The sequence below is a fragment of the Providencia sp. Je.9.19 genome, from assembly GCF_051129765.1.
In the GTDB taxonomy this organism is placed as follows: Bacteria; Pseudomonadota; Gammaproteobacteria; order Enterobacterales; family Enterobacteriaceae; genus Providencia.
In genome coordinates, this window is the sequence record NZ_JBCPSS010000002.1 from 509,228 (window position 1) to 523,660 (window position 14,433).

The following is a 14,433-nucleotide window of genomic DNA, read 5'->3' on the forward strand; positions in this document are numbered from 1 at the left end:
GATTTCTATCTTAGCAAAATCCTATCGTAAGATAAGCTTTAGCTATTTATAACCGGAAACCTTCACCTAAATATACGCGCTTAACTTGTTCATTTTCAAGGATCATTGCCGGTGTACCATGGGCAATTAAGTGGCCTTGACTGACAATATAAGCTCTTTCACACACATCGAGAGTTTCACGGACATTATGGTCAGTTATCAAAACACCAAGGCCATAGTCACGTAAATGTTGGATTATTTTCTTGATATCTAATACTGAAATAGGGTCAACACCAGCAAAAGGTTCATCCAATAGAATAAATTTCGGATTAGCTGCGAGTGCGCGGGCAATTTCTACTCGGCGGCGTTCACCGCCAGACAGTGATTGACCCATGCTGTCTCGAAGGTGAGTAATACTGAACTCTTCCATGAGCTCTTCAGCTCTTTCTTTACGCTGCTGTGTGTTTAGGTCATGGCAAATTTCTAATACTGCCATTAGGTTATCATAAACACTGAGGCGGCGGAAAATAGACGCTTCTTGAGGAAGATAACCAATGCCGCGACGAGCACGTTCGTGCAGTGGCAGTAAGCTGATATCTTCACCATCAATTAAAATTTTACCAGCATCCCGCTGAACAATACCGACCACCATGTAAAAGGTGGTTGTTTTACCGGCACCGTTTGGTCCAAGTAGACCTACAATTTCGCCGGATTTAACCTCAAGGCTAACATCTTCAACAACCTTGCGCTTTTTATAGGATTTAGCCAGATTCTCTGCGGTTAGTGTTGCCATAACGATTATTTACTCTTAGTCGTATTTGCTGATGAACTTGCCGCTGCTGGGGCTTTCTCTTGTAATTGTGCTGGCAATATTACGGTTGTTACACGTTTGCCTTTATCACTGAATGCTTCCATTTGCTGCGTTGGGACGACGTAAGTGATTTTATCGCCTTTGATATTGCTATCTAACTGCTCAAGATAAGCGTTGCCTGTTAGGGTAACGAGTTGTTTATCAACTTCATATCGCGCTTTTGCTGCATGACCTTTAATTGGTTTGCCATCATCTTGTAATTGATAAAAAGTGACAGGAGTACCGAAGGCTTCAATCACAATTTTATCAGAGTCACTGCTTGGACGAGTGACGACAACTTTATTGGCTTTTATGTCGATAGAACCTTGCTTGATCACAACGTCATCAGTAAAAGTCGTGATGTTTTTTTCTAGATCAAGGGATTGCTTAACCGAATTAATCGTCATTGGCTGCTGAGTGTCACTTTTAAGCGCCATAGCGGGTAGGCTAAGAGCCAAAATTGCACTGGCAATAGCTCCTTGAATAAAATACTGCTTAGTGGCTTGTTTCATTTTGTTGCTCTTCTGGTTGTAACACATAATGAGTTTTCACATCTTCGATTAATTCTGCAGTTTTGGTACGAAGATTTCCCTTCATTTTTAAACCGGTAGAATTGAGTCCTTGTCCAATAATGGTGACTTTATCGTCAGATGAAACGTCTTGTGTTGTCAAATTGACAACTGCACTTTCAGTTGTAATTCGTTGTAACTGTGATTCTTTCGTTAAGCTATTGACCTGAACATCACTATAAAGATAGAGCACATTATCTTTGGTTAAACGTGCTTTGAATGAGCTAATTGTCCACGTTGGTATGCCTGCGTCATTATAGGTTGTCAACACAGGCTTGGAAAACCACGTAATTTTGCTTTCTGTGTAGTTGTCAATTTTATCAGCGACAAGTTTATAAGATAAATCACCGGTCGGATTATAGACGAAAGTGACTGAATCATCAGTCTGATAATTAGGTTGACCATCATTTATTTCACTACCTGTCATGTTTACCGAGTCGTTACCGGATAAATTCCAACCGATAAGCCCAAGGACAATCAGCGATAGAATAATAATTAACCACTTCTTCGAATTGCTCATAAATGATATCTATTCTTTAAATCGATAAGCCTTTAGCTTCTTCCAATTTATTTTGTGAAAGAAGAATGAGGTCACATAGTTCTCGAACGGCCCCTTTACCACCACTAATTTGAGTGACATAGTCAGCTTTGGGCAGTAATAACGGATGAGCATCTGCTACAGCGACGGATAGACCGACTTTTGCCATTACAGGCCAATCAATCAAGTCATCACCAATGTAGGCTATTTCTTCTTGAGTTAATTGTAGTGTATCTAACAGTTCGTGATACGCCAAAAGCTTATCGCTCTGTCCTTGGTAAAGATATGTAATACCCAATGTTTTAGCTCTATTTTCAAGAAGTTTAGCTTGTCTACCGGTAATAATAGCAACTTCAATCCCACAGGTTAGCAAACAGCGAATACCATAGCCATCGCGCACATTGAATGCCTTGAGCTCTTCACCGTTATTACCCATATAAATCAAGCCGTCAGACATTACGCCATCAACGTCACAAATAAGCAGTTTAATTTTTGCTGCTTTTTCTATCACTACGTTAGCGATAGGGCCGTAGCAGGTGTCTTTCATTATTCTTCCCTTTTAATACTCGTCATACTTTGCATTACAGCGTTGTTGGCTGCACTCAGCTACCCAAGTCACATACTTTTGTATGCTCCTTGGGATATCTTTGCTTGCCGCCTAGCTGTAATACAAATTATTTAGAGTATATGGCTAATTTTTGCATTACAGCGTTGTTGGCTGCACTCAGCTACCCAAGTCATATACTTTTGTATGCTCCTTGGGATATCTTTGCTTGCCGCCTAGCTGTAACACAAATTATTTAGAGTATATGGCTAATTTTTGCATTACAGCGTTGTTGGCTGCACTCAGTTATCATGAATAGAGCAATACAATAAATATTTATATTAGGCTTAATGTCATTATGCTAATTACACAACTCCAGCTTGGAGTAGGTCATGCATATGCAGTACACCGACCAATTTATTGTTTTCAGCAACCAATAAAGAGGTAACATGTTTGGATTGCATCAGATTTAGCGCTTCAACGGCTAGCATGCTTGGGGCGATTTTAATACCACCAGGGGTCATCAAGTCAGCAATTTTAGCATTATTTAGGTCAACGCCCATATCAAAGATACGGCGTAAATCTCCATCAGTAAAAATGCCTTCAATATTCATATTGTCATCGCAAATAACCGTCATACCTAATTTTTTACGCGTAATTTCAACGAGTGCTTCGCGTAGAGTTGCTGTTTTTGCAATGTAAGGTATATCTTCACCCGTACTCATTAAATCACGAACGAGAAGTAAAAGTTTGCGTCCGAGTGCGCCACCTGGATGAGAAAGCGCGAAATCATCAGCCGTAAAACCACGAGCGGTGAGTAAGGCTATCGCTAAAGCATCACCCATGACGAGTGTCGCAGTGGTGCTTGTCGTTGGTGCCAATCCGAGTGGACAAGCCTCTTGTAACACCTTAATGCACAGGTGAACATCTGCATATTTACCCATATTACTTTCAGGGTTATTGGTCATGCAAATCAAGGGAACTTTAATACGTTTTAAGACTGGCAGTAAGGCCAGAATTTCACCAGACTCGCCGGAGTTAGATATCGCTAATACAATATCTTTATTTGTTATCATGCCGAGATCGCCATGGCTCGCCTCTCCCGGATGAACAAAAAATGACGGTGTTCCTGTACTGGCAAATGTTGCTGCAATTTTTCTACCTATGTGTCCCGATTTCCCCATTCCCATAACAACAACTTTTCCTTGGCAGGCAAATATTTGCTGACAAGCACGGTCAAAATCATTATTGATATATTGTTCGAGGTTGTTAAGGCCTTCGCGTTCGATATGGAGAACATTTTTACCTACTTGCTGAAAATCGAAGTTTGACATTTCTAGTTCCATGGGTAGCTTTTTAATTAATCGGATGAGCAAAATAGGATTGTATAACGAATACTTAGTATCAGTAAGTATTTTGTCTGCTAAGCTATCTTTAATGATATTTTCGAGCTTAAACGTTATTTTATTGTGAGTTAAAGAGGCTGTTAATCAGATAAATGTTATTTTATTAGCACCTAGAACCAAAAATCCTTTGATAAATTCGCGTATTCTCAATAAATAACCAAATGAGTGACAATAAACGCTATCTGTTGTTTTTACTTATAAATATAAGTTAATAATGAAGGTGTTTAACGGTGCTTTGTCTCTTTCATTTATATAAAATACGGTTGTAATATTAAAAAGTATATTCCAAACGTTATAATACGGTACGAGAAATCAAGATAATATATAAAACCTAGTTAAAACGACTAGGGTATAAACGAACACCAACTATAAGTTAAATTTAGGCGTGATATTAGACGATTTTCGGTTTGTTTTTCTGTAAGATTCAAACTTACGAAAGATAAAATTAAACGCGATACGACGAGTTATCAGATAAATGCAAGCACAAACAGACAACTTAATTGAAGTACGAGATATGTCGTTTACTCGTGGTAATAGGCAAATATTTGAAAATATTAACCTATCGGTACCGCGTGGTAAAATTACGGCAATCATGGGGCCATCAGGAATTGGCAAAACCACATTGCTGCGTCTTATAGGTGGCCAGCTACGTCCAAGCAAGGGCGAAATATGGTTTGATGGCGATAACATTCCTGCGTTATCACGCTCGAAGCTTTATCAGTCACGTAAAAAAATGAGCATGCTTTTTCAATCAGGCGCACTTTTTACGGATATGGATGTATTTAATAATGTCGCTTTTCCATTGCGTGAGCATACTGATTTACCGGAATCATTGATTCACACAACCGTAATGATGAAATTAGAAGCTGTGGGTTTACGTGGCGCTGCAAAATTGATGCCTTCTGAATTATCAGGTGGGATGGCGCGTCGTGCGGCTCTAGCGAGAGCTATTGCACTCGACCCTGATTTGATCATGTTCGATGAGCCATTTGTTGGGCAAGATCCAATTACGATGGGCATTTTAGTTAAACTTATTGATGAATTAAACCAAGCTTTAGGTGTGACCTGTGTTGTCGTTTCCCATGATGTTCCTGAGGTACTGAGTATTGCTGATGAAGCCTATATTGTGGCCCAGCAACACGTTATTGCGAAGGGGACGGGAGATGAGTTACGTAATAACCAAGATCCTCGAGTGAGGCAATTCTTGGATGGTATCGCAGATGGTCCTGTTCCATTCCGTTTTCCCGCCAATGATTATCTGGCTGATTTATTAGGGTAAAATAAAATGATAATAAAGGCGATTGCTGCCTTCGGACATCGATGGATTGATATTTTTTCAGCTTTTGGCCGAGCTGGTTATATGTTATTCCGTTCACTGTTTGGCAAGCCTGAGATAAAAAAGCAGTGGCCGTTGTTGATGAAGCAACTCTATGCTGTCGGCGTACAATCTTTGTTGATTATCGCTGTTTCTGGATTGTTTATCGGCATGGTTTTAGGCCTACAAGGTTACTTGGTGCTCACAACATTTAGCGCAGAAGCGAGCCTTGGTATGATGGTAGCGTTATCGCTATTACGTGAACTGGGCCCAGTGGTGACTGCTTTACTGTTTGCAGGGCGAGCGGGTTCAGCGTTGACCGCAGAAATTGGATTGATGAAAGCGACTGAACAGCTCTCCAGTCTTGAAATGATGGCAGTTGATCCCTTAAGGCGTGTTATTGCACCAAGGTTTTGGGCAGGTTTCATAAGTATGCCATTGTTGTCCTTAATATTTGTTGCGGTTGGGATATTAGGTGGCGCATTAGTTGGTGTGGATTGGAAAGGTATTGATGAAGGCTATTTTTGGGCTTCAATGCAGTCTTCTATTGATTGGCGATTAGATTTGGTCAACTGTGTTATCAAAAGCTTAGTTTTCGCGTTTACAGTCACTTGGATAGCACTATTTAATGGTTATGATGCGGTGCCGACCTCTGAGGGGATTAGCCAAGCAACCACAAGAACGGTTGTTCATGCATCATTATCGGTTCTAGGATTAGATTTCATACTTACAGCTCTGATGTTCGGGAACTAAGTCATGCAAAGTAAAAAAAGTGAAATATGGGTAGGTTGTTTTATGTTGCTGGCGATAGCCGCAATTATCTTTTTATGTTTAAAAGTCGCTGATCTGAAATCGATTGGTAGCCAACCGACTTATCAAGTATCGGCTTCTTTTGAAAATATTGGTGGGCTAAAAGAAGGGTCTCCTGTGAAAGTTGGGGGTGTCGTCGTTGGTCGAGTTTCGAGTATTGTGTTAAATAAAGACAACTATGTGCCTGATGTCAAAATTGATTTGTTACGTGAGTACGACAATATTCCTGATTCGAGCTCACTTTCGATTAGAACATCAGGCTTATTGGGCGAACAATATATTGCGATGAATATTGGCCCTTCAGGCGAAGAATTAGGTATTGCCACCTTAAAAGATGGCGGTCGTCTAGAAGATACTAAACCTGCAATGGTGTTAGAAGATTTAATCGGACAGTTTTTGTATAAAAGTGGCGATAGCCAAGGCTCAGAACCTGCATCACATTGATTTGATGTTCCCTATGGACACTAAAGGAATGAATTATGTTTAAACGTTTAATGATGGTTGCAATGTTGGTTATTGCGCCTTTTGCAATGGCAATTGATCAAACGAACCCTTATAAATTAATGGATGAAGCTGCCGATAAAACTTTTACTCGCTTAAAAGTAGAGCAAGCTAAAATTAAGCAAGATCCTGACTATTTAAGGACGATTGTTCGTGAAGAGTTACTGCCTTATGTGCAAATAAAATATGCGGGCGCTTTAGTGTTAGGGACGTACTATAAAGGCGCTACGCCTGCACAGCGAGATGCTTATTTCAATGCTTTTGAAAATTATCTAGAGCAAGGATATGGCCAAGCACTTGCCATGTACCATGGTCAAACTTATGAGATTGCGCCAGAACAGCCACTTGGTGATAAAAATATCGTTGCTATCCGTGTGACGATCACCGATAACAATGGTCGCCCACCTGTTCGTCTTGATTTCCAATGGCGTAAAAATAGTAAAACCGGTTACTGGCAAGCATATGACATGATTGCCGAAGGCATCAGTATGATCACGACCAAACAAAATGAGTGGGGTGATATCCTTCGTAAGCAAGGTATTGATGGCTTGACCAAACAGCTAGAAATTAGCGCTAAAACACCGATTACTTTAGAAGAGAGCAAGTAGTATGAGTCAGCGATTAGCATGGGAGCAAACTGAGACAACTTTGTTTTTATCGGGGACACTCGATAGAGATTCATTACTCTCATTTTGGGATAAAAGGCAACCATTGCTAAATAGCATTGAAAAAATTGATGTTTCTGGCTTAGTGCATGTGGATTCCACTGGACTTGCGATGCTCGTTCGCCTTAAAGGTGAAATTGTCGAGAAATCACAAAGTGTAAATATTGTTGGCGTTAGCGATAACTTAAATACATTGATTGAACTTTACGGTGTCAAAGCTTTGCTTTTAAATTAAGTCAATTTATGTAAAAAATAGCGCCTCTGCGTATATTTATGCGTCAGAGGCGTTTTCTTTGGTTTAAGAGTTCAGCGGGATGCTTTAGGATAGATGTCTATATAACCCTGTCACGAATAATCATAAAATTGAGTCATTATGGAAATCAACGAAATTAAGCAAGTACTGATGGATAAGTTATCTTTAGATGATGCTATCGTCACTGGCGATGGTAGCCATTTTCAGGTTATTGCCATTGGTGCTATGTTCGACGGCATGAGCCGTGTTAAACAACAGCAAGCTGTCTATGCACCCTTGATGGAATATATTGCAGATAATCGCATTCATGCGCTTTCAATCAAAGCTTATACGCCAGCTCAATGGGAACGTGATCGCAAGTTAAATGGTTTTTGATCTTAAAAATCAAGCGAACAGTATATAAAATTCGACACACGAGAATACTTGAATGGATAAGTTTTTAGTTAAAGGGCCAACTCGGCTTGAAGGTGAGGTGACCATATCTGGCGCAAAAAATGCGGCACTACCAATCCTGTTCGCTGCGTTATTAGCGGAAGAACCTGTAGAAATACAGAATGTTCCTCATCTTAGAGACATCGATACAACGATTAAATTACTTAATCAGCTAGGCACTAAAGTTGAGCGTAATGGCTCCGTGTATGTTGATGCACGTAACGTAACAAATACTTGTGCGCCTTATGATCTAGTGAAAACCATGCGTGCTTCGATTTGGGCATTAGCGCCATTGGTTGCACGTTTTGGTCACGGTGAAGTTTCTTTACCGGGGGGCTGCGCTATCGGTGCGCGTCCTGTTGATCTACATATCTCAGGCTTAGAGCAGCTTGGTGCTAACATCGTACTTGAAGATGGTTATGTTAAAGCAACGGTTAATGGGCGTTTAAAAGGCGCTTGTATTGTGATGGACAAAGTGAGCGTAGGTGCTACTGTAACTATCATGACAGCAGCAACGCTTGCTGAAGGTACTACGACGATTGAGAACGCGGCTCGCGAACCTGAAATTGAAGACACTGCTAATTTCTTAAATACGCTAGGTGCAAAAATTACAGGTGCGGGCACAGATCGTATCGTGATTGAAGGTGTTGAGCGTTTAGGCGGCGGTACTTACCGTGTATTGCCTGATCGTATTGAAACAGGCACGTTCTTAATTGCTGCAGCAGTATCAAAAGGAAAAGTAATTTGTCGTAATGCTTGCCCTGATACCTTAGACGCTGTTTTGGCTAAATTGCGAGAGGCCGGCGCTAAGATAGAAACAGGTGAAGATTGGATTAGTTTAGATATGGAAGGTAAACGCCCTAAAGCTGTTACTTTACGTACTGCGCCACATCCGGGTTTTCCGACAGACATGCAAGCGCAATTTAGCTTGTTGAATTTAGTTGCTGAAGGTGCAGGTATGATAACGGAAACTATTTTTGAAAATCGTTTCATGCATATTCCTGAACTTATCCGCATGGGTGCTCACGCTGAAATTGAAAGTAATACTGTGCTTTGCCATGGTGTTGAAAAGCTGACAAGTGCGCAAGTGATGGCGACAGACTTACGTGCATCTGCAAGTTTAGTGATTGCGGGTTGTATTGCTGAAGGCACAACAACAGTAGATCGTATTTATCATATTGATCGTGGATATGAACATATTGAAGACAAACTGCGTGGTTTAGGTGCAGATATTCAACGTGTGCATTCCGAAGACTAATTGAATCTGTATCGCGAACTGAGTTGTATTATTTTGTTGTGATATAACACGATATGATAATGTGGTCGCACAGTAAGAATAGATAAAAAGGTTGTTCAATCAGTAAGTTGAACAACCTTTTTTAATTGAATATTAACCCGCTTGTCCGTCAGGGATCTCTTCAATAACGACATCAATATTTTTGATGTCCCCTTCACGTAACACTTGAACTGATACTTTGCTGCCTGGGCGTATTTCGGCAACAAGATCCATTGTTTCAGCGGCAGAGATAGCTGGTTTTCCATCTACAGAAAGAATAATGTCGCCTTGGACAATACCAGATTTGTCGGCAGGGCCATTCGGTGAGACTTGGAAAACACGTAAGCCTTGTATTTGACTGATATTGTTATTATTAGACCTGATTTGAGGTAATTCACGAGCTGTGATACCAATATAGCCACGAATAACGCGACCATCACGGATAAGTTTTTCCATAATTTTAGTGGCGAGGGCGGTAGGGATAGCAAAGCTTAAACCTTCCGAGTTTACGCCTTGCCCTGCTGTAAACGATAGCGTGTTAATGCCGACTAATTCACCTTCTGTATTAATTAATGCGCCACCTGAATTTCCTGAGTTAATTGAAGCATCTGTTTGTAGAAAATTTTGTCTGCGAGTGGAGCTAAGGCCAACACGGCCAGTCGCACTAATGATCCCTTGAGTCACTGTCTGGCCAATATTATAAGGATTACCAATAGCGAGAACGACATCACCTACATGGGTAATTCGTTGGGTATTAATTGGGATAACAGGCAGATTTTCAGCTTCAATTTTCAGAACAGCAAGATCTGTCAAGGTATCTGACCCAACAAGAAGTGCATCAAAAATAGCGCCATCTTGTAGAGCCACTAAGATTTGGTCTGGATTATCCACCACGTGTTTATTGGTGATGATATAGCCGTTGGGGCCCATAATGACTCCAGAACCGAGAGATTTGAGTTCGCGACCTGATTGGGAAAAACTGCCTTTAGAGCTACTGTAGACGTAGACAACAGCAGGGGCAGCACGGCGCACGGCTTTATTATAACTGATAGGTTCACTATTGGTCTTACCATAAAGTAAGTCTTCTAGGCCTTGAGGGCGCAATGAAGGTACCGCAACGATGATAATCAAGGCGGCGAGTAGTCCTAGCATGGCTGACAATAATAGTTTTTTAACCATATCAGTTTTTAATCATATGTGTTTGCTAAACATATTCGTCTTTTACTTTAGAATATCGAATATTAAGCTATTTTAGGTAAGTGTCTTGAGCATAACATAAAAAAACAGGTACAGCAGAGAGATACTGTACCTGTTTTATTGGTTTCAGAACGATTTTTGACGAATTAGTTTCTCATCAACAAATATAAGGTTTCACCATCACGTAAAACTTTCATGGCAAGTACCGGCGGTTTTGCGTCGATGATCTTGCGAAATTGGTCGATAGTTTCAACACGTGAATCATTCACACCAAAAATTAAATCGCCTTTGACTAAGCCAATTGCAGCTGCGGGGGATTTCGGCGCAACGCTATCAACTTGAACACCTTTGGTGTTACTGACGGTAGCATTCGAAATTGTCGCCCCAAGTAGTGATTCACTTAGTTTTTCTGCTTTGGTCGTTTCACCTTCGTCGTTAACTAAAACCACTTTAACATCCATTGGCTTACCTGAACGGATTAGGCCAAGTGTGATTTCTTTACCGACTTCGCTAGTACCAATTTTAGCTCTTAATTCAGCGAAACTATTGATCCGTTTACCATCAACAGAAACTAAAACGTCACCTGATTTAATACCTGCTTTTGCCGCTGAAGATTTTGGCAATACTTCACTTACAAATGCACCGCGTTGAGCATCAATGTTAAAGGCTTTTGCGATATCAGAGGTCATTTCAGCCCCTTTAATACCGAGAATGCCGCGTTTAACTTCTCCGTGCTTAATTAATTGTTCACTCAGGTTTTTAGCCATGTTACTTGGAATGGCGAAACCAATACCGATATTGCCGCCACCTGGGGCTAAAATAGCAGTATTAATACCAATTAATTCACCATTTAAGTTAACCAACGCACCGCCTGAGTTACCACGGTTGATTGATGCATCTGTTTGAATAAAGTTTTCAAGGCCTTCCAGATTTAATCCGCTACGACCTAAAGCAGAAATAATCCCTGATGTTGCTGTTTGGCCTAATCCAAATGGATTACCTACAGCGACAGCAAAATCACCAACACGCAGTTTGTCTGAATCCGCCATGCTGACTGCAGTTAGATTTTTAATATCTTTTGCATTTGAAATTTTCAGTAATGCGATATCTGTTTGTGAATCTTTACCGATAAGTTTTACATCAATTTCACGCCCATCGTTGAGCTGAATTTGAATTTTATCTGCACCATCAATAACGTGATTGTTGGTTAAAATGTAACCTTGTTGTGCATCAATAATAACCCCAGAACCGAGACCTTCAAATGGGCGAACGCTTTGTTGTTGCTGTGGTGCATTCGGGCCAAAGAAGAATTTAAGTTCTTCAGGAATTTGTTGATTCTGTACGCGAGTACCAGAAACATGAATATTGACGACAGCAGGCAGTACTTTTTCAAGCATAGGTGCCAAACTTGGCATATTTTGGCTTTGTGCAGTTGCGGGTAATGTCGCAGGTAATGCCGCGCTACTGATCGCAGGGATCGTTGACAGGCTTAGCCCTAGGCTCATTGCAACAGCAGTAAGAAAGAAATTTTTTCTTTTCATCATTCCGTAGATTCTCTCAAGAATAGAATATTAATAAATAGTGTATGCAACTAAGTTATTGCCACTAGGAGCCGAGACATTGGCTGGTATCATATTTAATTTTACTGATGACTATGACCACAGATTATGCGCAAAAGTTCCCTGAACAGATAGGCTCTATCCATTCTTTTACATCTATTTACATGTTATTTAAGTGAAACTTTAACTTCTATACAGTATTGAAATAAATCAAAATATTTAAGACGAAAGGATATTTTGTTCAATGTTGTTTATTGATGAATTTATAGAATAAGGCTCGGGTGATTGGGTTGAATTGAGGTGTTTTTATCAAAATTACCAGTAAGCGTTGGTTTAACAACCTTACTGGTGATTTGAAATGGATATTATTTTTCTTTTTCTTCTACTGGACGAAATAAACCCGATGCGCCCTCAGAATAATCCCTTGGTGGCATTTTAACAGGAGCTTGATCATTATCCGCTTCCGATTCCGTTAAACGGTAATTAAATGGGTTATCTTGTGCCGGCATATCAGGCATTAGTTCAGAAGAGCTTTGCGCCATATGCTTATACAGCTGGCGGTAATCCCGTGCCATATTATCGAGTAACTCTGCGCTGCGAGCAAAATGGCCGACGAGTTCTTTACGGTATTCTTCTAGTTCAGTGCTTTTCTTGTCTAACTCAGCTTGCGCTGTTTTTTGTTGACGAAGTTTTGGATTGCCATAACGAACAACCAATGCGCCGATAATAAAACCAACAACTAATCCTATTAGTGCATACTCCCAAGTCATGCTAACTCCTTAATTTACTTCAATGTTCGCAGATATTAAGTTTAGCTACCCTAATGATACCTTAACACTATATCTTGAAATTATACCTTAAAACTATACCTCAGATAAATCAAAGTTGCATGTAGGCTTCAAGTAAAGCTATCTCATTGAGTATCATATATAAAGTATGTGACTTAGAGCACAAATTAATGTCATCAATGTAACGGATGCTATACAACTTAATAGAGGGCAGGAATACATCAGTTAATAATGAAAGAGTGGAATGTTAAGGTAAATTTCCTTACTCTATATTTATTCGTTAACCGCAAGTTAAATGATAACTGACCCTGTTTATAGTAAGGTCAGTGTATATCATATAACGGTAAAAAAGCCGAAAAAATTTTTAAGGATTATTCAGTTAATGTCCTCGATGACTCCTACAATTCGTTATCAACAGGCTCTGGCGGATGGGAATTACCAGCCGGATGAAGTACAAAAGCAAGCTGTAGAGCGCTTAGATAAAATCTATCAGCAACTAATCAACCGATCGCCGCAGTGCACACATAATGATAAACCGTTAAATATCAAACAACGTTTTGGACGTTTACTCGGTAAAAATCAAGCTAAAACCTGTGATCCTGTACAAGGCCTATATATGTGGGGTGGGGTGGGGCGTGGTAAGACCTGGCTGATGGATATGTTTTATGAAAGCTTGCCTGGTGATAGGAAATTACGTTTGCATTTTCATCGATTTATGAAGAAAGTGCAGGAAGATTTAATGGCTCTACAAGGCCAAGAGAATCCATTAGATATTATTGCTGATGAATTTAAAAAACAGACAGATATTCTGTGTTTTGATGAGTTTTTTGTTTCAGATATTACCGATGCGATGATTTTGGGTACTCTTCTTGAAGGGCTATTTGCGCGAGGGATTTCTTTGGTCGCGACTTCAAATATCATCCCTGATGACCTGTATCGTAATGGTCTTCAGCGCGCGCGTTTTTTACCTGCAATTGAACAAATTAAACAATATTGTGATGTTATGAATGTGGATGCTGGTATTGATTATCGTCTGCGTACATTAACTCAAGCTCACCTGTTCTTATCACCAATAAATAATGAAACTCGCCAGCATCTTAATGAGGTATTCGTTAAGTTAGCAGGGAAATTGGGTAAACCGAATCCAATACTCGAAGTGAATCATCGTAAAATGCAGGCAATTAATGCGACTGAAGGCGTACTGGCTATCAGCTTCAAAACTTTGTGCGAAGAACCTCGCAGTCCAAATGATTACATTTACCTGTCGAATTGTTATCACACGGTACTTTTATATGATGTTCCGATTATGGGCACGAGTGAAGAGAACTCATCTCGCCGATTTATTGCATTAATCGATGAGTTTTATGAGCGTAAGGTTAAATTAATTATCAATGCTCAAGCGCCAATGGAATCGCTTTATCAAGGTCAACTATTGGCGTTTGAATATCAGCGTTGTCTTTCTCGTTTACAAGAAATGCAAAGTGAGGAATACCTAAAAATACCTCACCTCGCCTAGCTTTAGGCCGGAAATACAGGCAGTTAAAATTGAAATAACATGAATTATTGTTTTAAACGTAAAATAAAATGCATTTGGGGTCGATTTTTGTCGCTGAGTTCTCTATAATCTTGCGACCCCACGTTACAGCATTGTTTTTTATTTCCCAAAAAATAATGCATTAATGCCAGCTAGGCTGCTCGAAGGGGTAGGTTTGCTGGACAAGCGTCGCGTGAACCTCGGAAAGCTTATGAAC

16 protein-coding genes are annotated in these 14,433 nt (G+C 40.1%); 8 read left to right on the forward strand and 8 right to left on the reverse strand.

Annotated elements, in window-relative coordinates; genetic code table 11:
• Positions 1-46: 46 nt before the first annotated feature.
• The 5 genes from lptB to kdsD form a co-directional block, all read right to left on the reverse strand.
• Positions 47-772: an LPS export ABC transporter ATP-binding protein gene (lptB, locus tag AAZR93_RS11550; protein ID WP_434719888.1), complete on the reverse strand. Its 726-nt coding sequence runs from the start codon at positions 770-772 to the stop codon at positions 47-49.
• 5 nt (positions 773-777) lie between these two features.
• Entirely contained in the window at positions 778-1,341 is a 564-nt protein-coding gene (gene lptA, locus AAZR93_RS11555; RefSeq protein ID WP_294106506.1) for a lipopolysaccharide ABC transporter substrate-binding protein LptA, read from the reverse strand.
• Entirely contained in the window at positions 1,325-1,918 is a 594-nt protein-coding gene (lptC, locus tag AAZR93_RS11560; RefSeq protein ID WP_434719889.1) for an LPS export ABC transporter periplasmic protein LptC, read from the reverse strand. The genes lptA and lptC overlap by 17 nt, the downstream gene beginning before the upstream one ends.
• 16 nt (positions 1,919-1,934) lie before the next feature.
• Positions 1,935-2,483 carry a 3-deoxy-manno-octulosonate-8-phosphatase KdsC gene (gene kdsC, locus AAZR93_RS11565; RefSeq protein WP_434719890.1) on the reverse strand — a complete coding sequence of 183 codons (549 nt, stop codon included), beginning with the start codon at positions 2,481-2,483 and terminating at the stop codon, positions 1,935-1,937.
• 362 nt (positions 2,484-2,845) lie between these two features.
• On the reverse strand, positions 2,846-3,814 hold the full coding sequence (kdsD, locus tag AAZR93_RS11570) for an arabinose-5-phosphate isomerase KdsD (RefSeq protein ID WP_434719891.1): 969 nt from the start codon (positions 3,812-3,814) through the stop codon (positions 2,846-2,848).
• A gap of 547 nt (positions 3,815-4,361) precedes the next feature.
• Here kdsD and mlaF point away from each other — a divergent pair.
• The 7 genes from mlaF to murA all read left to right on the forward strand — a co-directional run bounded on the left by mlaF (position 4,362) and on the right by murA (position 9,120).
• Complete coding sequence (gene mlaF / locus AAZR93_RS11575) at positions 4,362-5,165, forward strand: phospholipid ABC transporter ATP-binding protein MlaF (protein ID WP_434719892.1); 804 nt, start codon at positions 4,362-4,364, stop codon at positions 5,163-5,165.
• A 6-nt stretch (positions 5,166-5,171) separates the two neighbouring features.
• Complete coding sequence (gene mlaE, locus AAZR93_RS11580; protein WP_434719893.1) at positions 5,172-5,954, forward strand: lipid asymmetry maintenance ABC transporter permease subunit MlaE; 783 nt, start codon at positions 5,172-5,174, stop codon at positions 5,952-5,954.
• A 3-nt stretch (positions 5,955-5,957) separates the two neighbouring features.
• Positions 5,958-6,455, forward strand: a complete 498-nt coding sequence (gene mlaD, locus AAZR93_RS11585) for an outer membrane lipid asymmetry maintenance protein MlaD (protein ID WP_336430234.1) — start codon at positions 5,958-5,960, stop codon at positions 6,453-6,455.
• 35 nt (positions 6,456-6,490) lie between these two features.
• Positions 6,491-7,120, forward strand: a complete 630-nt coding sequence (gene mlaC / locus AAZR93_RS11590) for a phospholipid-binding protein MlaC (RefSeq protein WP_294106524.1) — start codon at positions 6,491-6,493, stop codon at positions 7,118-7,120.
• A 1-nt stretch (position 7,121) separates the two neighbouring features.
• Positions 7,122-7,412 carry a lipid asymmetry maintenance protein MlaB gene (gene mlaB / locus AAZR93_RS11595; RefSeq protein WP_434719894.1) on the forward strand — a complete coding sequence of 97 codons (291 nt, stop codon included), beginning with the start codon at positions 7,122-7,124 and terminating at the stop codon, positions 7,410-7,412.
• A 138-nt stretch (positions 7,413-7,550) separates the two neighbouring features.
• Entirely contained in the window at positions 7,551-7,805 is a 255-nt protein-coding gene (ibaG, locus tag AAZR93_RS11600; protein ID WP_336430241.1) for a BolA family iron metabolism protein IbaG, read from the forward strand.
• A 52-nt stretch (positions 7,806-7,857) separates the two neighbouring features.
• Positions 7,858-9,120, forward strand: a complete 1,263-nt coding sequence (gene murA, locus AAZR93_RS11605; RefSeq protein WP_294106533.1) for a UDP-N-acetylglucosamine 1-carboxyvinyltransferase — start codon at positions 7,858-7,860, stop codon at positions 9,118-9,120.
• A gap of 132 nt (positions 9,121-9,252) precedes the next feature.
• Here the strand turns inward: murA and degS are convergent, their stop codons facing one another.
• From degS to zapG, 3 genes are all read right to left on the reverse strand, one after another.
• Positions 9,253-10,317, reverse strand: a complete 1,065-nt coding sequence (gene degS / locus AAZR93_RS11610) for an outer membrane-stress sensor serine endopeptidase DegS (protein ID WP_294106535.1) — start codon at positions 10,315-10,317, stop codon at positions 9,253-9,255.
• 164 nt (positions 10,318-10,481) lie between these two features.
• Positions 10,482-11,876 carry a Do family serine endopeptidase gene (locus tag AAZR93_RS11615; protein ID WP_294106955.1) on the reverse strand — a complete coding sequence of 465 codons (1,395 nt, stop codon included), beginning with the start codon at positions 11,874-11,876 and terminating at the stop codon, positions 10,482-10,484.
• A 383-nt stretch (positions 11,877-12,259) separates the two neighbouring features.
• Positions 12,260-12,664 carry a Z-ring associated protein ZapG gene (gene zapG, locus AAZR93_RS11620; RefSeq protein ID WP_294106538.1) on the reverse strand — a complete coding sequence of 135 codons (405 nt, stop codon included), beginning with the start codon at positions 12,662-12,664 and terminating at the stop codon, positions 12,260-12,262.
• A 400-nt stretch (positions 12,665-13,064) separates the two neighbouring features.
• Between zapG and zapE the strand changes: the two genes are divergently transcribed.
• The gene (gene zapE, locus AAZR93_RS11625) at positions 13,065-14,198 is read left to right on the forward strand and encodes a cell division protein ZapE (RefSeq protein ID WP_434719895.1); all 1,134 of its coding nucleotides are present in this window, start codon (positions 13,065-13,067) and stop codon (positions 14,196-14,198) included.
• Positions 14,199-14,433: the final 235 nt, after the last annotated feature.

What these genes read in the sequence shown, in the direction of transcription:
- lptA (WP_294106506.1), bottom strand. Translation starts at nt 1,341, where the DNA reads ATGAAACAAGCCACTAAGCAGTATTTTATTCAAGGAGCTATTGCCAGT.
- lptB (WP_434719888.1), bottom strand. Translation starts at nt 772, where the DNA reads ATGGCAACACTAACCGCAGAGAATCTGGCTAAATCCTATAAAAAGCGC.
- zapG (WP_294106538.1), bottom strand. Translation starts at nt 12,664, where the DNA reads ATGACTTGGGAGTATGCACTAATAGGATTAGTTGTTGGTTTTATTATC.
- mlaC (WP_294106524.1), top strand. Translation starts at nt 6,491, where the DNA reads ATGTTTAAACGTTTAATGATGGTTGCAATGTTGGTTATTGCGCCTTTT.
- AAZR93_RS11615 (WP_294106955.1), bottom strand. Translation starts at nt 11,876, where the DNA reads ATGAAAAGAAAAAATTTCTTTCTTACTGCTGTTGCAATGAGCCTAGGG.
- zapE (WP_434719895.1), top strand. Translation starts at nt 13,065, where the DNA reads ATGTCCTCGATGACTCCTACAATTCGTTATCAACAGGCTCTGGCGGAT.
- murA (WP_294106533.1), top strand. Translation starts at nt 7,858, where the DNA reads ATGGATAAGTTTTTAGTTAAAGGGCCAACTCGGCTTGAAGGTGAGGTG.
- degS (WP_294106535.1), bottom strand. Translation starts at nt 10,317, where the DNA reads ATGGTTAAAAAACTATTATTGTCAGCCATGCTAGGACTACTCGCCGCC.
- lptC (WP_434719889.1), bottom strand. Translation starts at nt 1,918, where the DNA reads ATGAGCAATTCGAAGAAGTGGTTAATTATTATTCTATCGCTGATTGTC.
- mlaF (WP_434719892.1), top strand. Translation starts at nt 4,362, where the DNA reads ATGCAAGCACAAACAGACAACTTAATTGAAGTACGAGATATGTCGTTT.
- ibaG (WP_336430241.1), top strand. Translation starts at nt 7,551, where the DNA reads ATGGAAATCAACGAAATTAAGCAAGTACTGATGGATAAGTTATCTTTA.
- mlaB (WP_434719894.1), top strand. Translation starts at nt 7,122, where the DNA reads ATGAGTCAGCGATTAGCATGGGAGCAAACTGAGACAACTTTGTTTTTA.
- kdsD (WP_434719891.1), bottom strand. Translation starts at nt 3,814, where the DNA reads ATGTCAAACTTCGATTTTCAGCAAGTAGGTAAAAATGTTCTCCATATC.
- mlaE (WP_434719893.1), top strand. Translation starts at nt 5,172, where the DNA reads ATGATAATAAAGGCGATTGCTGCCTTCGGACATCGATGGATTGATATT.
- kdsC (WP_434719890.1), bottom strand. Translation starts at nt 2,483, where the DNA reads ATGAAAGACACCTGCTACGGCCCTATCGCTAACGTAGTGATAGAAAAA.
- mlaD (WP_336430234.1), top strand. Translation starts at nt 5,958, where the DNA reads ATGCAAAGTAAAAAAAGTGAAATATGGGTAGGTTGTTTTATGTTGCTG.